The 20,221-nt window shown below is 39.4% G+C and carries 21 protein-coding genes; 9 read left to right on the top strand and 12 right to left on the bottom strand.

The features are described 5' to 3' along the window. Positions 1-49: 49 nt before the first annotated feature. The 9 genes from RTR43_RS00405 to RTR43_RS00365 all read right to left on the bottom strand — a co-directional run bounded on the left by RTR43_RS00405 (position 50) and on the right by RTR43_RS00365 (position 6,737). Positions 50-982: a type II secretion system F family protein gene (locus RTR43_RS00405; RefSeq protein ID WP_312468871.1), complete on the bottom strand. Its 933-nt coding sequence runs from the start codon at positions 980-982 to the stop codon at positions 50-52. Between the two features lie 3 nt (positions 983-985). Beyond that, a complete protein-coding gene (locus tag RTR43_RS00400) occupies positions 986-1,948 on the bottom strand; it encodes a type II secretion system F family protein (RefSeq protein ID WP_312468870.1) in 963 nt (320 codons plus the stop codon). Further along, positions 1,945-3,291 carry a TadA family conjugal transfer-associated ATPase gene (locus RTR43_RS00395; RefSeq protein WP_312468869.1) on the bottom strand — a complete coding sequence of 449 codons (1,347 nt, stop codon included), beginning with the start codon at positions 3,289-3,291 and terminating at the stop codon, positions 1,945-1,947. Before RTR43_RS00395 ends, RTR43_RS00400 begins: the two co-directional genes overlap by 4 nt. Before the next feature lie 13 nt (positions 3,292-3,304). After that, positions 3,305-4,489 carry a CpaE/TadZ family protein gene (locus RTR43_RS00390; RefSeq protein ID WP_312468868.1) on the bottom strand — a complete coding sequence of 395 codons (1,185 nt, stop codon included), beginning with the start codon at positions 4,487-4,489 and terminating at the stop codon, positions 3,305-3,307. After that, complete coding sequence (gene cpaB / locus RTR43_RS00385) at positions 4,486-5,109, bottom strand: Flp pilus assembly protein CpaB (protein WP_312468867.1); 624 nt, start codon at positions 5,107-5,109, stop codon at positions 4,486-4,488. The genes RTR43_RS00390 and cpaB overlap by 4 nt, the downstream gene beginning before the upstream one ends. A 187-nt stretch (positions 5,110-5,296) precedes the next feature. Next, on the bottom strand, positions 5,297-5,668 hold the full coding sequence (locus RTR43_RS00380; RefSeq protein WP_312468866.1) for a TadE/TadG family type IV pilus assembly protein: 372 nt from the start codon (positions 5,666-5,668) through the stop codon (positions 5,297-5,299). Beyond that, a complete protein-coding gene (locus RTR43_RS00375) occupies positions 5,668-6,174 on the bottom strand; it encodes an A24 family peptidase (RefSeq protein WP_312468865.1) in 507 nt (168 codons plus the stop codon). Before RTR43_RS00375 ends, RTR43_RS00380 begins: the two co-directional genes overlap by 1 nt. Before the next feature lie 67 nt (positions 6,175-6,241). Beyond that, entirely contained in the window at positions 6,242-6,427 is a 186-nt protein-coding gene (locus RTR43_RS00370) for a Flp family type IVb pilin (RefSeq protein ID WP_312468864.1), read from the bottom strand. Positions 6,428-6,551: 124 nt separating this feature from the next. Further along, a complete protein-coding gene (locus RTR43_RS00365) occupies positions 6,552-6,737 on the bottom strand; it encodes a Flp family type IVb pilin (protein ID WP_312468862.1) in 186 nt (61 codons plus the stop codon). A 239-nt stretch (positions 6,738-6,976) separates the two neighbouring features. Between RTR43_RS00365 and RTR43_RS00360 the strand changes: the two genes are divergently transcribed. From RTR43_RS00360 to arcC, 9 genes are all read left to right on the top strand, one after another. Beyond that, entirely contained in the window at positions 6,977-7,315 is a 339-nt protein-coding gene (locus RTR43_RS00360) for a DUF192 domain-containing protein (protein WP_312468860.1), read from the top strand. 191 nt (positions 7,316-7,506) lie between these two features. Then, complete coding sequence (locus RTR43_RS00355) at positions 7,507-8,427, top strand: TadE/TadG family type IV pilus assembly protein (protein ID WP_312468858.1); 921 nt, start codon at positions 7,507-7,509, stop codon at positions 8,425-8,427. Between the two features lie 186 nt (positions 8,428-8,613). Next, the gene (gene argR / locus RTR43_RS00350; RefSeq protein WP_312468857.1) at positions 8,614-9,066 is read left to right on the top strand and encodes an arginine repressor; all 453 of its coding nucleotides are present in this window, start codon (positions 8,614-8,616) and stop codon (positions 9,064-9,066) included. Positions 9,067-9,100: 34 nt separating this feature from the next. Beyond that, positions 9,101-9,799, top strand: a complete 699-nt coding sequence (locus RTR43_RS00345; protein WP_312468856.1) for a Crp/Fnr family transcriptional regulator — start codon at positions 9,101-9,103, stop codon at positions 9,797-9,799. A gap of 299 nt (positions 9,800-10,098) precedes the next feature. Then, positions 10,099-11,385 carry an arginine deiminase gene (arcA, locus tag RTR43_RS00340; protein ID WP_312468855.1) on the top strand — a complete coding sequence of 429 codons (1,287 nt, stop codon included), beginning with the start codon at positions 10,099-10,101 and terminating at the stop codon, positions 11,383-11,385. A gap of 25 nt (positions 11,386-11,410) precedes the next feature. Next, positions 11,411-12,421 carry an ornithine carbamoyltransferase gene (gene argF, locus RTR43_RS00335; RefSeq protein ID WP_312468853.1) on the top strand — a complete coding sequence of 337 codons (1,011 nt, stop codon included), beginning with the start codon at positions 11,411-11,413 and terminating at the stop codon, positions 12,419-12,421. 231 nt (positions 12,422-12,652) lie between these two features. After that, on the top strand, positions 12,653-14,008 hold the full coding sequence (locus RTR43_RS00330; protein ID WP_312468852.1) for a M20 family metallopeptidase: 1,356 nt from the start codon (positions 12,653-12,655) through the stop codon (positions 14,006-14,008). Positions 14,009-14,037: 29 nt separating this feature from the next. Then, positions 14,038-15,528: a YfcC family protein gene (locus RTR43_RS00325; protein ID WP_312468851.1), complete on the top strand. Its 1,491-nt coding sequence runs from the start codon at positions 14,038-14,040 to the stop codon at positions 15,526-15,528. 32 nt (positions 15,529-15,560) lie between these two features. Next, positions 15,561-16,523 carry a carbamate kinase gene (arcC, locus tag RTR43_RS00320; RefSeq protein WP_312468849.1) on the top strand — a complete coding sequence of 321 codons (963 nt, stop codon included), beginning with the start codon at positions 15,561-15,563 and terminating at the stop codon, positions 16,521-16,523. A 311-nt stretch (positions 16,524-16,834) separates the two neighbouring features. On the opposite strand, the gene RTR43_RS00315 is transcribed toward arcC, so the two are convergent. The 3 genes from RTR43_RS00315 to RTR43_RS00305 form a co-directional block, all read right to left on the bottom strand. Then, entirely contained in the window at positions 16,835-17,440 is a 606-nt protein-coding gene (locus RTR43_RS00315) for an undecaprenyl-diphosphatase (RefSeq protein ID WP_312468847.1), read from the bottom strand. A 239-nt stretch (positions 17,441-17,679) separates the two neighbouring features. Then, on the bottom strand, positions 17,680-18,927 hold the full coding sequence (locus RTR43_RS00310; protein WP_312468845.1) for an MFS transporter: 1,248 nt from the start codon (positions 18,925-18,927) through the stop codon (positions 17,680-17,682). 415 nt (positions 18,928-19,342) lie between these two features. Continuing rightward, positions 19,343-20,152 (bottom strand): COG4705 family protein, encoded by an 810-nt coding sequence (locus RTR43_RS00305; protein WP_312468843.1) that lies wholly within the window; start codon positions 20,150-20,152, stop codon positions 19,343-19,345. Between the last annotated feature and the right edge of the window lie 69 nt (positions 20,153-20,221).

Genomic DNA, 20,221 nt, shown 5'->3' with positions numbered 1-20,221 from the left:
ATTAAATATTCATCTCCTAAAAAATCAAGAATAATTATTGTACAGTTATTTAACCACCAATCCCCTTTGTAACCAACAGAATCACCAAGGGACCTAAAATAACAATAAATAACGAGGGAAAGATAAAGAATACCATTGGAAACAGCATTTTCACCGGTGCCTTCATCGCCTGCTCACGTGCAGCCTCGCGCCGTTGCTCACGAACTCGGACGGTCAGATTTCCCAATACCTTTGCCATCCCAATCCCGAGCTGATCGGCCTGAATTAGCGAGGTGATGATACTTTGAAACGAATCTGAAGGAACACGCTTCCGCAAATCATAAAAGGCCTCTCTTCTCGATTTACCAAGCTTCATATCCTCTAATGTTTGAATAAACTCATCGGCAAGAGGACCTTTAATTTTTTGCGAAACTTCTGCTAACGCCAAATCTAGTCCCATCCCGGCCTCAAGCAAAAGGTTGACGGTATCAAAAAAGTCCGGCATTGATACGTTAATCGCTTTTATTCTTGCTGTTTTCTTTTTTCCAAGATAAAACACTGGAAGTCGGAAACCCAATAACGCCATCGTAAAAATCATCACCCAAGTTAGCATCTTGTTATCTGACGCCGGCAAAATAAGCAGAAAGATTGGCACGCTGAATCCAATGCTTAGAACAATTTGGAACAGCCTGAAGTCAATTGCTGACTTAAAAGGGTAGCCTGCATCACGTAGCAGTGTGTCTAACCTTTTTCTTTCCACCTTCGAAACCCGTTTATTTAACGCATCGGTTCCTTTATTCCAGTAAACATCGATAAGCTTCTTTAAGCCTTTTTCTTTATTTTCAGATAGAGGATCCGCTTTTTGTTTTCTTGCTGGTTCACCAAAAATCATATTTACTCGTTGATTAAAGGCTATTTTCTGTTTAAAAACGGTTAACATAATTCCTGCGAACAAAGAAGTTGTAAACCCAGCTAATAAAAGTAGCAAAATAATATCCAGCATTTTCTACACCTCAATTCGGATGATTTTTCGTATAAATACCCAGCCTATAATATTGGCTGTTGCCCCCAAGAAAATCATCATCCAGCCTAAAGGGTGCTGAAACATCGGAGAAAAATATTCCCAGTTTACCAACCCTAAATATACACCTAACGCAACTGGCAGCAGGGTAATAATCCAGGATGACATCCTTCCTTGAGCTGTCAGCGTTTTCAATTCTTCTAAAATTCTCACCCTGCCTCTGATGGTTTCTTCCATTGTCTCCAGAAGTTCAGCTAAATTTCCTCCACTTTTTCTTTGGGCAAGGATCGCTTGTACGACTACATCCAGCTCTTTATTCGGCAAGCGTTCAACTAATTCTTCAAAAACATCATCGACAGACACCCCCAAACCTGCCTGTCGAACAACACGTTCAAATTCTGGTCCAAGCGGGTCGGGTATTTCCTTCCCGACAAGCTGCATCGCTTGCATGAAGCTGAAGCCTGCCCTCATCGAATTGGCCATCGTGCCCAATACTTCAATCAACTGCTCGTTTACCCTTGCTAACCGAATTCTTCTTTTTCGTTTCATAAAATTTTTCGGGAAGATGAATCCAATGATGATAACAATTGTAATAATATACCAATTCAGTCCGATTAAGGCCGTAATGATTCCACTACCTGCAGCGGCTAGAATTCTAAGGGCAAAGAACTCCTCTGGTTTTAAATTACTTCTAGCCTCTAACAATATTTTCTCCGTACTTTCACTAAATTGCACATTTTTAAAAATAGTGGCAACGGACAGGAAAAAACGCTTAAAAAAAGAGGGTCTTTCTTTTTGCTCATTTGCCGCTTCCTCCAAATGCGGAGACGGTAAAAATTCTTTAATCCGGTTATTCATCCTTCTCTTATGGGAATATCCACTTAAAAAGAGAAAACTCAAAACACTAACGACACTAAATAAAACGAGCAATTCAATCATTATTTTCATTTTAACCACTCTCCAACAAACCATGAAGCCGGCAATTTGTATCCATTCACTTCAAGCAACTCAGAGAACTTTGGACGAATACCTGTACTCGTAAATCTTCCGTCAATTCGTCCATCATGAGAAAAGCCTGTTTCTTTATAGACATAAAGATCCTGGAGAACGATTGTTTCACCTTCTAAGCCTAACACTTCAGTTATATGAGTGATTTTTCTCGTTCCATCCTTCATCCTTGCTTGGTGAACAATTAAATCGATAGCATTGGCGATTTGCTCGCGGATTGCCTTTACTGGAAGCTCGAAGCCTGCCATTAACACCATTGTTTCCAACCGGGAAAGAATATCTCGAGGAGAGTTAGCATGTCCGGTACTTAAACCTCCGTCGTGTCCAGTATTCATGGCTTGGAGCATATCCAATGCCTCGGAGCCACGAACCTCCCCGACAACAATTCGATCTGGACGCATCCGGAGAGCGTTCCGCACTAAATCTCGTATCGTAATTTGCCCTTTTCCTTCGATATTCGGCGGCCGTGATTCAAGCGCAATGATATGTTCCTGATTAAGCTTAAGCTCGGCAGCATCCTCAATCGTAACAATCCGATCTTCATTTGGAATATAAGATGATAATACATTTAACGTAGAGGTTTTTCCTGAACCTGTTCCCCCGCTAATAAAGATATTGAGTCTGGATTTAACACAAATCTCAAGAAATTCCGCCATATCGTTAGTTAAGGTTCCAAAATGAATTAAATCTTTTATCGAAAACGGTGTTTCGGAGAATTTACGAATCGTTAAACACGGTCCTTTTAATGCTAGTGGAGGAATGATGGCATTCACACGTGAGCCATCTGGCAGACGGGCATCCACCATTGGTGAGCTTTCATCAATACGACGACCTATTGGTGAGACGATTCGCTCGATGACACGCATAACATGCTGGTTATCAATAAAATTCACATTACTCCGATAAATCTTACCATTTTTCTCATAATAAACTTCATCATAATTATTGACCATGACCTCACTTATTAATGGGTTTTCTAGTAATGGGGTAATCGGCCCATAGGCCAGAAGCTCATCCTTAACGTAATGCAAAATTTCTTGCTTTTCTTCAAACGTCAGCCTCCTGCCCTCTTGGTCAAAAAACGCTGCTCCCAATTCCTCTATTTTGCTTTTTTCCGCTTCTTTGTTCTGTCCTGGATACTTTTTCAATTCTTCTAATAAGTGATTGTGAAGCTCGGCTTCAAGATTCCAAAATTCCTGAGACTTTTTCGGAACAGGGAACTCTTGTATATTGTTGGTAGGAGTATTCGTTGCTCCTTCTATATAGCGTTTAAATAATGACATTTTTCTCCCCGCCTCACTTTCCTACCTGAAACCATTTTTTATCTTTCTTCATCTCCGTTGTCTCATCACTTTTTTGAACAAATAGCTTCTCAGATAACTTCCAAACTGCCTTCCCGAGATGGCTCCGTGAGTGCGAGAGCATAAATGGCTGCCCTGCTTTGATGGAGGATGATGCCACATTTACTTGTTCTGGCAAGGTGCAATAGACATCTACTCCAAGAATTTCCTCGATTTTTTTTTGATCAAGTCCTTGGCTTTTTATCTGTCGGTTTAAAATTAGTTTTACTTTATCCTTTAACTTAATAGACTCTAAAGTTTCTAGATAGAGCTGGCTTAACCTAAGGACTGATATTTCATTAACTGTTAGTAGCAAAATCTCATCTGCCAAATCCAGGAATCGCAGGTGAATCTCAGATAGATATACCTGCATATCAATTAAGACAATGTCAAATAATTTCTTAGCCTCTTCGATTGCCTCTTTGATATGTTTTTCTGAGATGCCTTCAAAGAATTCCGGGCGGGGCGGAGCGGCAAGAACAGATACTTCTCCATCAACAAGGGTCATATATTGGCTGATGGAATAATTGGCGTGCCCATATCCTTCCTTTACCCACTCATAAATCGTTCTCTTTGGCTTCATATTATAGTAGATAGCCACTTCGCCAAATTGGAGATTACCATCAATAACAGCGACCTTCTTCCCCATTCTGGCGAATGCCACTGCGAGGTTAACCGTTAACAACGTCCTGCCCACACCGCCCTTTGGACTAGTAACGGCAATAACCCTACTATTCTCTTTAACTAGACCGATAACATTATGTTCCATACTTGCCCGATGCTGCATGAATTTCTTCGCATGAGCAACAGCTTCAGAAAGCTCTTCAAGATGATAAGAAGATCGCAGAGTATCAGATGCCCCCATCAACATCGCCTTTTTCAAATTTTCCATGTTATCAGCAACAATTAATACAATATAAACATGTGGATAAAGCGCGGAGATTTCTTGGCACAGATCATAGACGTTAAACAGCGTATGCGCTTTTAAAAATAACACCGTCTGATTATCCCCAGTTAAAAGAGAGTGCAACCTGTTAATCTCATTCGTTGAAGTTAAATGAAATTGTTGTTTTTCTAAATAAGTTTGAATTTCTCCGGGAGAAGTATTCGTATCTGAAAAATAAACCCAGTTTATGTTCATTTCTTTACTTCCGCCCCCTCTTTGATTACTTCTCTAGTTTGCTTTAACCCAGCTTTTCCAGTTTCTTTATCATCTGAATTTCTAAGCATTAAATAAAATCCATCCTTATCTTTTGCAGCTAAACCGAGCATAACTCCTTCTTCGGGCGTGACCTCCAAAGTTACCGTTTCATAGAGAAGGGCCGCTTCCTTGTTGTCAGCTGATTTACCAGAAGTAAGGACTTTCACATTTTCAAGGATGAGCACCGCTGACTTATACTCTTTACTGGTTTTATCATCTTTTGTTGTTTCATAGGCAATCACATCGACCATTGAATTTGAGGCAATATAGCCGGAAACCCCTTCTTCGAGGTTGATTTTAATCGAGAACGCCCTTTTCCCTTTGCTGACGTCGACTATTGGATTAATGAACTCTCTTGCAAGAGCTTTTTCTTTTTCTGCTTTTTTTTCTTTTTCGATTTCCTCAGGGGACTTTTTATTCTTAGTTTCTTCCTTATCCTGAGTAATCGGTGCACTAGCAGGAGTAGAAGGTTTTTCTTTTGGAAATATCGTCAAATAAACAAAACCCGCTACCGCCAAGCCTAATACTAATGAAACAATCCAAATTTTTTTCGTATTCATATTGACCTCCTAAAACCCCTGTCAACCTGAGATTTCACTTCAACAATTTACTTTAATATTTATGTTGACTCTAACTATTTGCAGAACATTCCTTCATCTATCATAAAAGCTGTGATGCAAGATTTTAGGTTTTTGAATGAAACTATCATCATGCTCCACTGCCTTCTTCTCGTAATTTAATGAATATTTATTCCACTCGCATTACAGTTTTATTTTTTAAATCTATTGACTTTACCAATGGACCAAGGACTGGTGTAATAAAATTAAATGGATAGGTAATTGTAATGCTAATATCGGTTCCTGGTGTCCTTGATGCGGGTGAGACATTTACCCAATCTTCCTTTAAACCAATGCTAGTACCCTGATTCTTTGCAATTACCTTCACTGCTGCATTATCTTTTCCAATGCTAGCTGCCCTTGCAGCTTCCCTTCCTGCGTGATCGATAGTCAGATAGGCATGAAGAGCCCTTCCAAAATCAACAATTCCAAACAACAACATCACTAAAAGCGGAAGAACCAGTGCAAATTCAACAAGCGATTGGCCATTTTCTGATTTCATCAAAATCCACCCCAGATAAGTGTGCAAAATGTACCAAGAGCAATAGCAATCCCATATGGAAATGAGATACTGCTATTTTTGTTTTTTAAAATAATCATCGAACCAAGATCACTTCTAAAAAAAACTATATTAAAAAGGAAAGATTTAATTGAATTCAATAATCCGTTTGTTTTTATAATCATCAGAAGTCCTATTACTCCTCCGATTAACGCTGTATATATGAAAGAATAAAACATGAAGCTTGCTCCCATTAGTGTCCCAATAGCTGTCATTAATTTAACATCCCCTGCTCCCATGCCACCTAATAAGTAAGGAATTAACAATACCCCTAAACCAATTAAGAAGCCTTTTCCACTAAATAGAATCCCTTCCATACCTTTATTCGATATGTTATAAGCAAATCCAAAAACAATAGTTGGTAATGTAACAACATTAAAAATTTTTCGTTTTTTTATATCTGTAATTAAACAAATAAAAAGAACAATTATTAAGATGATACTTTCCAAAGTAATAACTCCCCTTCTTTAAAAAACCCTGCCTCTCTTAGGTAGGAAGCAGGGCAATATCAGTTATTTAACTTCCAGTAATTCCAGCACCAGTTAAGGCATCTGTTATTCCTTTGAAAACTTCTTTAATCTGTTTACCTAGTAAAATTACTAATGTAATACAGACAACCGCGATAAGACCAATAATTAACCCATACTCTGTTAACGCTTGTCCTTCTTCTTTTAGAACTAAGTTTTTTAATTTTTCTAACATTTAATTTCACCCCTCTAAGATTTTCTTTTCAATGTAAATAATTTAGAACGAACTATAAATGTAACAGGAACCATTTTGAAAAAATAACATTATTTATAACTTTGCAATCTTTTTTTCTCTATTTTTAACTTCCAGTAATTCCAGCACCAGTTAAGGCATCTGTTATTCCTTTGAAAACTGCTTTAATCTGTTTACCTAGTAAAACCACTAATGTAATACAGACTACTGCGATCAGACCAATAATCAACCCATACTCCGTTAATGCTTGTCCTTCTTCTTCAACTACAAGATTCTTCATTTTTTTTAACATTTGATTTCCTCCTACTAAGCTTTTTTTGTTTTTTTGGTTCTATATTAAGAACTTATCTTAAATATAAAACGAACGAAATGTTTTGAAAACACTCATTTTTGTTCGTTTTAACGTATTATTGGTTGATATTCTTCTTTTTCCTCTACTTTTCTCCTTTTTTCTTAGTTTTTTGTTCTTTATATAAAATATTTTGTTGATTATAATGAACTTATTATAGAAGAGTTGGAAGGAGTTATTTTATGAATAAAAAAAACATTACTATTCCTTTTCAAATTAATATGGCAGATTCTTTTTTTACTAGACTAAGAGGGCTAATGTTTCGAAAGGATCCGATTAAGAATGAAGGACTTTTGATCATACCTTGTAATGCCGTGCATATGTTTTTTATGAAGTTTCCAATCGATGTTGTTCTTTTAAACAAACAAAACGAGGTTGTAAAGGTATATCATAATTTGCAGCCTTGGAGAGCGACGAAACCAGTAAAGGCTGCATACTCCACTCTAGAACTTCCAGCAGGATCGATTAATCAGTTTGGAATTCATATTGGAAGTATTATTCATTGCTCAATTTATTGTTAATTTTTTTCATAGCTTATATTTGAAATTTTTTGCCCTCCTTATTTGCTAACTCCGAAATTTTCAAATTTATAAGTTTCCTTGTCAAAAGAATTATTTATTTTATGTAAAATAAAAGGCAAAAAAATCTGTACAAAGAACCAATTTCATATTATCATTCTTTATAAAGAACTACTATAGGGGGTTCACTTTTAATGCTTAAAAGGTTTTTATTAGAAGAAAAAGGCCAATCCATGGTGCTGTTTTCTCTTCTTATAGTTGTATTAATCGGGTTTACGGGGTTAGCTATTGATGGGGGAAGGTTATACCTTGCAAAATCACAGCTTCAAAAGGCAGTTGATGCCGGTGCACTTGCTGGTGCTAATGTAATCGTAACCAACACAGGTTTTGACTATTCTACAGCTGAGAATACAGCGAAAAGTATATCAACTCGAAACTATGCTAATAGCAAAATCACTTATACACCAAAAGCATCCCTGGATCCAAGTGATAATGTAAACTATCTCCAAGTTAACGGTAAAGAGAAGGTATCTTTGATGTTAATGCCTGTTTTAGGAATTAGTGACCGTAATGTAACCGCGGTCGCTAAAGTTAAAATTGGAAAAATAATTAAAGTTGAACAAGGGAATATCATTCCAATCGGCATCCATTTAAATCAGCCACTTGAATTTGGAGCATTATGGAAAATATCAGAAGCCCCAGGAAGTGCTTATAAAGGGAATTTTAACCTCCTAAATTTTGCTTCTATCGATCCAGATGGTAATTCAAATGGTTCTAAATCCGTTGGTTACTATATTGCAAATGGATCTCCAGTTCCTATGTATATTGACCAAAAATTAAGTACTAAAACAGGAGACCCCATTAATAGTAATCCTATAAAAACGGCAATAGATGGTTTAAAAGGAAAAATAGTATACGTTCCTATTGTTAGTGATTTTGGTTCAGGGCAATCTGAGGTAACGATTTTAGGGTTCGCGGCTTTTGAAATGATAGGATATGATAAGGAAAAAGGGAATAATGTTATTCAAGCAAAGTTTATTAAAGAATTATTACCAGGTGAAATCGGGGATGTTAAAACAGAATATGGAACCTATGCATCCGCACTAGTTATGTAAAATCATAACATGTAAAAAAAACGGAAAAGGGGTGAACACCAAAGGATTACTTTGGTGTTCACCCCTTTTTTCATTATTAGTAACAAATTATTATTTTAAAAATATGTTCACCATTTGTACATACCAATTGAGAGTATTTGGCAATATGATGTAAATGAGGAAATCTAAAGAAAGTGAGTATGGACTATGAATAAAGAGATGAGATTGCAAATGATTTCAAAACTTATCTCTGATCATGAGATAAAAACGCAGGAAGAGCTGGGGCAATGGCTTCATACTAGTGGCTTACAAGTAACACAGGCGACCATCTCTAGAGACATCCGCGAATTGAAGCTGATCAAGGTCCCTTCCAAGGATGGCCGCCTGAAGTATAGTTTTAAAATCGACCAGGACCATTTTATTTCTGAAAAGCTTAGGCATAAGTTGAGGGATGCGCTTCTCGGCATGGAGGTCATTAACTACTTTGTTATCATTAAGACGCTACCTGGACATGCACATGCTTTTGGTGCTCTTTTGGATTCAATGGAGATAAGTGGGAAAGCAGGAACCATTTGCGGCAACGATACGTGCTTAATTATTTGCCGTTCCCCTGAAGAAGCTGTCAGCATCAAGCAGCAAATAGCTTTATATCAAGAGTAAGTTCAAGAATGATCACACGAAAGGAGAGGTTCCGATGCTCAACTCACCTGTGATAAATATGGATGTGCTTTCTGATTTACAACAATTCGATGTATTTTCCTACCTGTCTGCAAAAACATTGCAAAAATATCTTCCCTATTTTTATTTTCGCAGCTACAAGAAGAACCAATGTCTGTTTATGCAGGGTGACCCACGCGACAAACTCTTTTTTTTGCTTGATGGGTACGTGATGTTTGAACGTGGCAGTGAAGAAGGCAGTATGCTTTATTTAGACTTTATTAAAAAAAATCAAATGTTTCCCACTGGCGGGATTTTTCAGGATAAGGTTTACCACGACACGGCCATTGCCGTTACAGATGTTCATTTGTACTTTGTCCAAACCCATATCTTAGAGGAGATACTCAAAACCAATCCAAAGCAGTTACTATATATTATTACTAAACTATCAGATATTCTAGACCTTCATCAGAAACGTGTACAACGAATCCTCATTCCTCATGCCCAAGAACGAGTGTTGCATTCGATTCAGTTTTTAATGGAGGATCTCGGCGTGAAGGATGACAATGAGGTTGTTATCCCATGTCCCCTTACGGCTGCCCACATTTCCAAGCTTTCTGGAACAACGAGGGAAACGGTTAGTCTGCTTATTAACCAGTTAAAAAGAGAAAAGATTATCTCGGTTACATCGAAAAAAATGAGAATACACCAACCGGATTATTTTAAAGAAATATGAATACATAATAGAGGCTGGCCCCGTTTTCGGGTCAGCCTTTTACTTTAGCTCCATAATTTTCTTAATTTTAGAACTTTATCTGTGAACTTATTATGACATTCAAGGTTTATTCAGGCTATTACCTTTGAAAAGACTGATTCGCATTAAATTATACATATTTATACAACTGAATTTATATGAACGACAAAAAAACGTTAGGATTATTACATTTTGTTTGTAAGCGCTATTACAAAGGAAAGAACTCACATCACTTAGAATGAGGGTGTAGCAAGGATTGTTCAAAAAAAGGAGGAAAAGAAATGAGCAGTATAGCAGATATCACTTCTCAGCGGGAAACAAAAAAAAAATTAAAGCACCCGATCCATGTTACCTCGGAAATCGGTACTTTAAGAACGGTTTTACTAAAACGGCCGGGTAAAGAAGTAGAAAATCTAACGCCTGAATTTCTGCAGCGACTTTTATTTGATGATATTCCTTATTTACCGATTATCCAGAGAGAGCATGATTATTTCGCCGAGACATTAAAAAATAGAGGCATAGAAGTCCTATACCTCGAAAAATTGGTGGTTGAAACATTAAGTAATCCAGAGATAAAAAAACAATTTATTGATGATATTTTACGAGAAAGCAAGGCAAATGTCAACGGAGCAGCCCACGTGTTAAAAGAATATCTCTTATCTTTTTCTACAGCTGACATGGTTGACAAAGTAATGAGTGGAATTCTTAAAAAAGAGATAGAACCAGAGAAGAAATCTCACCTTTACGAATTAATGGAAGATCACTATCCCTTCTATTTGGATCCAATGCCAAACCTATATTTTACCCGAGACCCGGCAGCAAGCATAGGAAACGGTCTATCGATTAACAGGATGAGGGAACCCGCACGAAGGCGCGAATCCTTGTTCATGCAATACATCATTAACCATCATCCGCGCTTTGCCGGCCATGATGTTCCTGTCTGGTTAGACCGTGACTTTGGATTCTCAATTGAAGGCGGAGATGAACTTATTCTTAGTGATGAAGTAGTGGCAATTGGCGTTTCCGCCCGGACATCTGCCCGTGCTATTGAAAAACTGGCGCTAAACCTATTCAAAAAGCAAGATACGATTAAAAAAGTAGTGGCCGTGGAAATTCCAAAATGTCGTGCCTTTATGCATCTTGATACCGTATTTACAATGGTAGATTACGATAAATTTACGATCCATCCTGAAATCCAAGGACCACAAGGCAATATGAATGTCTACATTCTTGAAAAAGGTATCGATGAGCAGCATGTCAACATCACACACCGCACCAATCTTCAGGAAGCATTGAAAGAGGTTTTGGGATTAAATGAACTCATCTTAATTCCATGTGGCGGCGGTGACGAAATCGCGGCATCGCGTGAACAATGGAATGATGGTTCAAACACTTTAGCGATCGCACCAGGCGTTGTCGTCACCTATGACAGAAACTATATTTCCAATGAATTATTGCGTCAGAACGGAATAGAGGTAATTGAAATCTCAAGCTCGGAATTATCCCGTGGCCGTGGGGGTCCTCGCTGCATGAGCATGCCAATTGTTCGTGAAGATTTACACAAATAATTTTATCAAAAGGAGAAAGATGACAATGGTAATCACAGCACCTAAATTTTATGGCAAGAGCTTTCTTTGCGAAAAAGATTTTTCAAAAGAAGAGTTTGTCTATCTTATTGATTTAGCAATGAAATTAAAGGATGAGAAAAAGCATGGCATTCCACACCGCCATCTTGAAGGCAAAAATATCGCGTTACTTTTTGAAAAACCTTCGACACGCACTCGCTGCGCCTTCACTGTTGCTTGTATCGATCTAGGCGCACACCCTGAATATTTAGGGAAAGATGATATCCAGCTTGGTAAAAAAGAATCGATTGAAGATACGGCAAAGGTATTGGGGCGTATGTTTGACGGCATCGAGTTCCGCGGCTTTGAGCATAAAAAGGTTGAAATGTTAGCAGAACATTCAGGCGTGCCCGTTTGGAATGGATTGACGGATTTATGGCATCCAACGCAAACACTTGCTGACTTCTTAACGGTGAAAGAAACCTTTGGCCGTTTGGAAGGAATTAAATTCGTCTATGTTGGCGATGGTAGAAATAATGTGGCCAATAGTCTGCTCATTGGCGGTGCCCTTGTTGGGATGGATGTTCGTATCTGTGCTCCTGAATCGTTGTTCCCTGTTCCAGAAATCGTGGAACTCGCTCAAAACCTAGCCGAAAAATCAGGTGGGCGGGTAACGGTTACTGCTGATGTCGAAGAAGGAGTTGCCGGTGCAGATGTCATTTATACAGATGTTTGGGTATCCATGGGTGAAGAAGCTAAGTTTGCAGAAAGGATTGCCCTTCTATCACCCTATCAAATCACAATGGAAATGGTGAAAAAGACCGGCAACGACAAGATGATCTTCCTACACTGTCTCCCTGCTTTCCATGACCAAGAGACAAGTTATGGTAAGGACATTTATGCCAAACATGGCCTTGCTGAAATGGAAGTAACCGATGAAGTATTCCGGAGCAAGCATTCAAAGGTATTTGATCAAGCAGAAAATAGGATGCACACAATTAAAGCGGTTATGGCTGCAACACTTGGTCATTTAGAGTAACAGATTACTGAGGGAGAAGCGGAGCGAGCATAGTGCATTGTCTCCTCCCTTCTTCTCACTTGGATTCACTGATCGACCATTGTACTTCGCTGATATCGTCCATGAATTCGTGGAAAAATCAGTGAAAGGCGATAAAGAGCGCCACTTTCCACTGATAACTGAATTCTATAAGGTTGAAAAACATTTTATTTTTACAAAAACGGCTTAAAAACTGAGGATTGGAGGAATATCATGGATAACATCTCCGAAGCTTTAATTCCAGAGCTACGAAAAATAGAAACTGATTTTCATCAAGCGTTAACAAAGCTAGTTGAAATCCCTAGTGTGATTAATGAAACCGAGGGGGATACCCCTTTTGGTAAAAATATTGACCTTGCCCTGAAAATGACACTAAAAATTTGTAAGCAACTCGGCTTCAGCACCTATTATGATCCGGAAGGCTATTACGGTTATGCAGAAATTGGTGCCGGTGACGAAATGATTGGTGTCCTTGGACATCTTGATGTTGTTCCCGCAGGCAGCAATGAAGAATGGAACACACCTCCCTTTCTAGCAATGATGAAAGACGGAAAAATGTACGGTAGAGGAACACAGGATGACAAAGGCCCAACTCTTGCCGCCCTATTTGCCGTCAAAGCGTTAATGAATCTCGGAATTTCTTTTCCTAAAAGAATCCGTTTTATTTTTGGCACAGACGAAGAAACGCTGTGGCGCTGCATGAACCGCTACTGCGAAATCGAAGAAATCCCAAGCATGGGCTTTGCCCCCGACTCCGTCTTCCCGCTCGTTTATGCCGAAAAAGGACTACTTCAACTCCTATTGGAAGGAAAAAACGAAACAAAGCTAAGGTTTCTAGCAGGCAATGCTTTTAATGCGGTGCCTGATACCGCAAAATATGCCGGTGAAAGGCAATCTGAATTAAAGACCGCTTTAGAGGAGTTGGGTTTTGCTTATGAAACAGCCCGTGATGAAGTGGTTGTCCTTGGTAAAGCGGTACATGCCCAGGTAACGGAAAAAGGAATCAACGCGATAAATCGCCTGCTAATCGGAATGAAGCGAATTGGTTATACCTCTAAAACCATCGAGTTCGTCAATGATTTGGTCAAGGAAGACCCGTTTGCCGAGAAAATTTTTGGCGAGTGTGAAGATGAAGCATCAGGAAAATTGAAATTCAATGTCGGAAAAATTGAGTTAAATGAGGAAGTCGAAAGATTATCGATTGATATTCGTATTCCTGTGACAGCTGATAAACATGAGATAGTCAATACACTCTCACAAATCGCCAAGGAATACGGCCTAGAATACAAAGAATTCGATTATTTAAAATCCATCTATGTGCCAAAAGAACATTTTTTAATTCAAACGTTAATGAAGGTGTACCAAGAGGTAACAGGGGATCTCGTTTCCGAGCCGATTTCATCGGGTGGAGCTACATACGCCAGAGCGATGGACAACTTTGTAGCATTTGGAGCCGTTTTTCCGTACCAAACGAAGACCGAGCATCAGCCAAATGAGCACATTGAATTAGCTGAAATGTTTAAAGCGATGCTTATTTATGCGAAAACAATTTATGATTTAACCCGATAGATTATATCTAATTTTATGGGGGAATTCCTATGAAGAAGTTGAAGATGCCTACCGCCTATACGTTATTATTCTTGATTATTGTCGTGATTGCAGCCTTAACCTGGGTAATCCCAGGTGGACATTATGAAACAAAAGTAGATAAAGCAACACAGCAAGAAATTCCTATTGCAGGATCCTATCAGCAGCTGTCACCAGCAAAACAAACCCCGCAAGGATTATGGGAAGTATTAAATGCCCCAATCAATGGATTCTTTGACGCAAAAGATATCGCCTTGTTCGTGCTTGTTATCGGGGGGTTCCTTGGCGTCGTCATGAAGACGGGTGCCATTGATGCTGGGATATCCCGTGTCATTCGAAAATTAAAAGGCCGAGAGCAATGGCTGATCCCCATACTAATGGTCCTTTTTGCTATCGGCGGCTCGACCTACGGGATGGCTGAAGAAACAATCGCCTTCTACCCGATCCTCATCCCTGTATTGATTGCAGCAGGATATGACGCGTTAACGGCGGTATCGATTGTCGCCCTCGGTGCTGGGATTGGCTGTTTAGGTTCAACGGTGAACCCATTTGCCACAGGAATCGCCTCCGGATTTGCCGGTGTTTCCATTGGAGATGGAATCGGACTTCGTCTCATCATCCTCGTTGTGACATTGATTGTGACGATTATCTTTGTTATGCGTTATGCCAAAAAAGTAAAAGATGACCCTTCTAAATCAATGATTGCTAATATGAAAGCAGAAAATGAACAGCATTTTTTATCGCAAACTACAGATGAAGTGAAATTTACAGGGCGTCATAAGGCCGTCCTTTGGGTGTTTGGCTTAACATTCGTCGTGATGATTTTAGGAGTTATTCCATGGGCAAATAAATTTAATATTACTATTTTTGAAGATATGACAAAAGCTGTATCAAAAATACCGTTCATCGGGAAATTAATAGGCGGCATGATGCCTCTCGGCGATTGGTGGTTCGGTGAATTAACCATGTTATTCTTAACATCCTCCATCATCATTGCCTTTATTTACAAAATGAGAGAATCAGAGTTTACTAGTACCTTTGTAAATGGTGCACGTGATTTATTAGGTGTCGCGCTCATCATTGGGATTTCGCGTGGTATCACGGTTGTCATGGATGGTGGCGGCATGACCTCAACTGTACTCCACTGGGGAGAAGGAATGTTAGAAAATATGGGTTCCGTCTTATTTACCAATCTATCCTTCTTATTTTACTTGCCATTATCCTTCCTAGTTCCATCGACATCAGGACTAGCTACGCTTTCGATGCCGATTATGGCACCTTTAGCAGACTTTGCTGGAATCGGTAGGGATTTAGTGATTACCGCTTACCAAAGTGCATCAGGGATCGTGAATCTGGTTACTCCAACAAGTGCAGTTATCATGGGGGCACTTGCCATTGCCCGCATTCCATACGGGACCTACCTTAAACATGTATGGAAATTAGTTGCATCACTTTCGATCATCGTGATGGTGATTATGAGCATTGCAGCAATGTTAAGCTAAGAATCTTTTGAAAATAGAAGAGGTGACTCGTTATGAAAAGACAAAAAGTAGTCATTGCCTTAGGTGGCAATGCCATTCAATCTGGAGATGCAACGGCCGAAGCACAGCAGCTAGCACTTGAAAAAACAGCAAAGCAGCTCGTAGATTTTATTGAAAAAGGCATTGATATTATTATTTCACATGGTAATGGCCCACAGGTAGGGAATATTTTACTGCAGCAGGCTGCCGCTGACTCGGTGAAAAATCCAGCAATGCCGCTTGATACATGCGGTGCGATGAGCCAAGGAATGATTGGCTACTGGATGCAAAACGCCATGGATAAAGTATTGAAGGAACGCGGCATTAAGAAAAATGTTGTGACCGTTGTGACCCGCGTTGTTGTCGATCAAAATGACCCTGCGTTTCTAAATCCAACAAAGCCAATTGGACCTTTTTACAGTGAAGAAGAAGCTCGGCAAATAATGGAGGAAACAGCTACATTCTTTAAGGAAGATGCTGGACGCGGCTGGCGCCGGGTTGTTCCATCACCAAAACCTGTTAGCATCCGCGAGCATTCGGTCATTAATTCCCTCGTCCAGCAAGGAAACATCGTCATTGCTGTCGGCGGCGGTGGGATTCCTGTCATTGAAACTGAAAACAGCTTACTTGGCATCGAGGCGGTTATTGATAAAGATTTTGCTTCGCAAAAGCTTGCTGAGCTTGTTGATGCGGATGCCTTAATCATTCTCACTGCTGTCGACAATGTGTATATTGATTTTAACAAACCTACCCAGAAGAAATTAGCGGATGTAAGTATTGAGGAATTAAATGTTTATATCGAAAGTGGGCATTTTGCTGCCGGCAGTATGCTTCCTAAGGTAGAGGCGGCTATCAAATTTGCTGAAACAAACCCTGATCGTAAAACGATTATTACTTCATTAGACCAGGCCTTTAATGCTATCGAGGGAAAAGCAGGAACGGTCATCAGCTTACATAGTGCAAGTGTTCTTGCTTAACAGAACAAAAGGCGCAAGCGCCCATTTAGCGGCGTATGGACTCCTCGAAAAAGCTAACGCTTTTTCTTCGTGCGATGCTTATGCTGCCGAAGCGTTCCTTGTGGAGCGCTTTGACTGAGATAAAGGAAACACGGAGAGCATAGCGATTCGATGTTGACTTATCGTAGGGAAAAGAGCGAAGTCCACTAGCCGCTGGGCGCTGGAGCTGGATTCAGATAACTATTTCAAGTTATCAACACTAAATTATTTTATAATTTCCTATACAATGATAAAACCTCTTTGAATTTTAAGTTCAAAGAGGTTTTTATTGGTTAAAAACTCTTATTTTCAGTTTTTTCTCTTATTGGCAACAAGGATTGCTCCACTTTTTCATATTTGACAAGGGCTGTTTTAATGAAGCTGAGCTTCGGCACCAGCCAGTAGGTAAATAGTGCTGAACCCATCCCGATAAGAGCTCCGGCCAGAACATCCCCAGGGTAGTGAACCCCCACCCAAATACGGGAGATACCTACAAGGCATGCGAAGATAAGCCATAACCATCCCTCTTTTCTTCGTACCAACCAAAACGAAAAACAGATAGAAAAAAACAGAATGGAGTGGTCACTCGGAAACGCATTATCTATACTATGTTCAATAAGCTTGTTTACGTTGGGCAGCTCAGCAAATGGCTGGTGATGGGAATATAGTGTTCCTGCTATTTTTCCAAGTACTTCTGCAAGAATGAACGCAAACCCTCCCTGAAGAACCATCATTCTATTTTTATTGGTTCGAGTAAACCAATAAACTAACATACCTAAAGCTAAAACATACAACATATAATCTGCCATGAAAATGGCGATTGGATTTAAAAAATTATATTCTTTCCCTAAATCATTGATTGATCGAAAAATATCAATATTTACTTGTGAAATAGACAATTGGTGTAACCTCCTGCTTGAATCATTTTTCCAGTACCTTACTTCATTATCGGCAGAAGGGCTTAACTGGGGCTTAACTATTTCTAAAATTTTTCTTAAATCGCAACACTAACAACTATAACTGCTTAGTGGACAAAATGAAATAGACCATTAAACTAGTTTTAAACTGCGACTTTAGTTGCGTATTCAATGGTGTCAGGCACTCATGAAAAAGCAGAGAAATAGATTTCTCTGCTCTACTATTTAGAATTGAGGATTTCCGGTTTTGATTGCTGCTTCTGATTGTAGATGGGCATAATGAAGAGCAAGCCAATGATAAACAATACGGCCGATGTTTCAAATGTAGTAACTAAGGAAAATTTCTCCTTTAATACACCTGCCACACTCATCGTAATAACCATCGATCCAGCGAACAGCGGGCTTAATATTCCGTTCACCCGGCCGATAAACGCTTCTTCTGTTTTTTGCAAAATCAATGTATTAATTCCGATTTGAATACAAGGCATCATTAGACCGTTAAAAAACTCAGCAATAAGGGTAATCCAAAGATTAGTCGATAAACCCATAACAGCGATGCCCATTCCATTGACGAGCATTCCAAAAACAAGCAGTCTTTGTGGCGGCACATTTTTAGCAAAAATCATCGCTGCAGCCCCGCCAATGATCATCCCGACACCATTGACCATCAACAGCCATTGGAGGTTTTCCTTAGGTAGGTTTAATTGTTCAGTGACAAGGAAAATCGATAAAGGGTTAATGAACCCAATTCCCAGCCCAGCAGCCATAAAGCATAAGCCCAATAGGCTTAATTCCTTCTTCCCAAGAACATACTTAATTCCACTTTTCATTTCCTGCAGCAATGTTGACTCACCCGCTTCTTCCATTGGGCGATCCTTTGGCAGGAATCCAAGTGCACCAGCTGAAAGTAAAAAGGCAATACCCGTAACAGCAATCGAGACGTCAATCCCAAACGATTGAAAGACGAACGTTCCAATAATCGGGCCTAAAACCATAAACACAGCAAAGACGGTTTGATAGACAGACATCGCCGCCTGCACTTGGTCTGCCGACAAATGCATTTTAAACAATTTCATCCCTGAAGGCTGGGAGAATTGTGACAAGATGGCGGAAATTAACGTAGCGAAAAACACTATCTTCCATGTGCCAAATATCAAGGTAATCAGCACGACAAATATCGATAAAGCACTCAAAATATCGCACCAGACCATAGTTTTTTTCGGTGCCCAGCGGTCGGCAAAGGTTCCGCCGATAAAGGAAAAAATAAAGATTGGCGCAAACTCTGCCACCGAAATCATCGAGACTGCAAATGCGTCGCCGTTGGTCTGTTCCATTACAAACAGTAGAACGGCAAAGTTCCGGACCCAAATACCTACCTGTAAAAATAATCCGGACATGATAATGGCTAAAAAAACACGGTTGCGAAATAAATTTCCTGTTGGTGTAACTTCTGTTTGGTTATTTTCCAATATAAAAACCTCCTGTAAATTTCTGAACAGGAGGCGCACAATACAATTTCAAAGCAACAAACTATCCCTAACAGTGGGGACAACATGATCTTATCGACTTGTATAAAAGTACAGACTAATCCTATCCAGAAAAAAAGATTGTATTTTTTTCATAAGAAATAGGATTATAAGATCATTGTTCCAAGGTCACCCTTCCGTTTTTTGTAATTTTTATTCTAAATGAAAGGGAAGGTTAAATCAAGTTTTTTCTTTTAAGGATTTTATTTCCATTTCAACCTGCTATTGTATGGATTCCGTGAACTTTTTTGCGACTTCCTCTTGTTTCCCTGTTAATTCCTCAGTTCTGGGGTTCATGCTTAAATTCCTAGGACCCAGAAATATTACGATAGGGTACCTTTAGAAATCAGTTCCTCGCTTACTCCTCAGACAAGTTCCTGACGTCTCTTTTTGTTTTGGTTAGATAGGTTACCAAGATTAGAATGATTATGAGAAAGATTGCACTCGTTCCCGTCGTACCCAGACCTAGCCCGCCATCTTTGCGAGACTGTGAAAGGAAGTCACCAATAGAAGCTCCAAAAGGACGGGTCAATATGTAGGCCATCCAAAATGCCCACACAGAATTCAATTTAAAATAATAATGAGCGATAGTCACCACCGCAATTGCAGCAGCGAACATTACAGCTGAAAGCAAATAACCTAAGTTAAGTCCCTCGGATATAAGATCTCCAGCTGCCGTACCTAAGGCGAAGGTGAACAAGATGGTCAACCAATAGTAAGCTTCTCGTTTGGTTGTGAAGATAGAATGAATGGACAGTGTCTTCTCACTCGCAAACCAGGCGACAAAGGTCATAATCAACAAAATGCTGAAGATAATAGTTGTTGTTTGTAAAGGAACACCGAAATGGTCTGTCAAGTTATCAGTGATAAGTGTTCCAACAACGCTAATGAGCACAACAACAAGCCAGTAGATACTTGGTACGTACTTTTTCGCTCGAAATTGAAAGTATAGTGTAATGATCAAAAGAACCGTCATAAATATAGTGGTATTTGTTAAGCCCCACTTCAGATTAACAGAAAGGAAGTCTGCAAACGTCTCACCCACTGTCGTGGCCATAATCTTGATAATCCAGAAAAATATCGTTACTTCTGGAACCTTGCTTAACATCATCCTTCCTAGCGATGTATCACCATCGTTTGTAAGTGAAGTGGAATTGTTTTTTGTCATGAACCTCATCTCCTTTTTGAAAATGGTCATTAAGTCTCCGAAAGGATTTTTTAATTCCCAAAGTTTTTT

It is taken from the genome of Neobacillus sp. (genome assembly GCF_031988165.1).
In the GTDB taxonomy this organism is placed as follows: Bacteria; Bacillota; Bacilli; order Bacillales; family Cytobacillaceae; genus Neobacillus; species Neobacillus rhizosphaerae.
Note: the sequence above shows the minus strand (reverse complement) of the source record. Positions and strands in the feature narration are given on the sequence as shown.

Coding starts and splice junctions, on each gene's coding strand:
- RTR43_RS00360 (WP_312468860.1), top strand. CDS start 6,977: ATGAATAAAAAAAACATTACTATTCCTTTTCAAATTAATATGGCAGAT.
- RTR43_RS00365 (WP_312468862.1), bottom strand. CDS start 6,737: ATGTTAAAAAAAATGAAGAATCTTGTAGTTGAAGAAGAAGGACAAGCA.
- RTR43_RS00325 (WP_312468851.1), top strand. CDS start 14,038: ATGAAGAAGTTGAAGATGCCTACCGCCTATACGTTATTATTCTTGATT.
- RTR43_RS00405 (WP_312468871.1), bottom strand. CDS start 982: ATGCTGGATATTATTTTGCTACTTTTATTAGCTGGGTTTACAACTTCT.
- RTR43_RS00355 (WP_312468858.1), top strand. CDS start 7,507: ATGCTTAAAAGGTTTTTATTAGAAGAAAAAGGCCAATCCATGGTGCTG.
- RTR43_RS00330 (WP_312468852.1), top strand. CDS start 12,653: ATGGATAACATCTCCGAAGCTTTAATTCCAGAGCTACGAAAAATAGAA.
- cpaB (WP_312468867.1), bottom strand. CDS start 5,109: ATGAATACGAAAAAAATTTGGATTGTTTCATTAGTATTAGGCTTGGCG.
- argF (WP_312468853.1), top strand. CDS start 11,411: ATGGTAATCACAGCACCTAAATTTTATGGCAAGAGCTTTCTTTGCGAA.
- RTR43_RS00380 (WP_312468866.1), bottom strand. CDS start 5,668: ATGAAATCAGAAAATGGCCAATCGCTTGTTGAATTTGCACTGGTTCTT.
- argR (WP_312468857.1), top strand. CDS start 8,614: ATGAATAAAGAGATGAGATTGCAAATGATTTCAAAACTTATCTCTGAT.
- arcC (WP_312468849.1), top strand. CDS start 15,561: ATGAAAAGACAAAAAGTAGTCATTGCCTTAGGTGGCAATGCCATTCAA.
- arcA (WP_312468855.1), top strand. CDS start 10,099: ATGAGCAGTATAGCAGATATCACTTCTCAGCGGGAAACAAAAAAAAAA.
- RTR43_RS00345 (WP_312468856.1), top strand. CDS start 9,101: ATGCTCAACTCACCTGTGATAAATATGGATGTGCTTTCTGATTTACAA.
- RTR43_RS00305 (WP_312468843.1), bottom strand. CDS start 20,152: ATGACAAAAAACAATTCCACTTCACTTACAAACGATGGTGATACATCG.
- RTR43_RS00390 (WP_312468868.1), bottom strand. CDS start 4,489: ATGAACATAAACTGGGTTTATTTTTCAGATACGAATACTTCTCCCGGA.
- RTR43_RS00370 (WP_312468864.1), bottom strand. CDS start 6,427: ATGTTAGAAAAATTAAAAAACTTAGTTCTAAAAGAAGAAGGACAAGCG.
- RTR43_RS00395 (WP_312468869.1), bottom strand. CDS start 3,291: ATGTCATTATTTAAACGCTATATAGAAGGAGCAACGAATACTCCTACC.
- RTR43_RS00400 (WP_312468870.1), bottom strand. CDS start 1,948: ATGAAAATAATGATTGAATTGCTCGTTTTATTTAGTGTCGTTAGTGTT.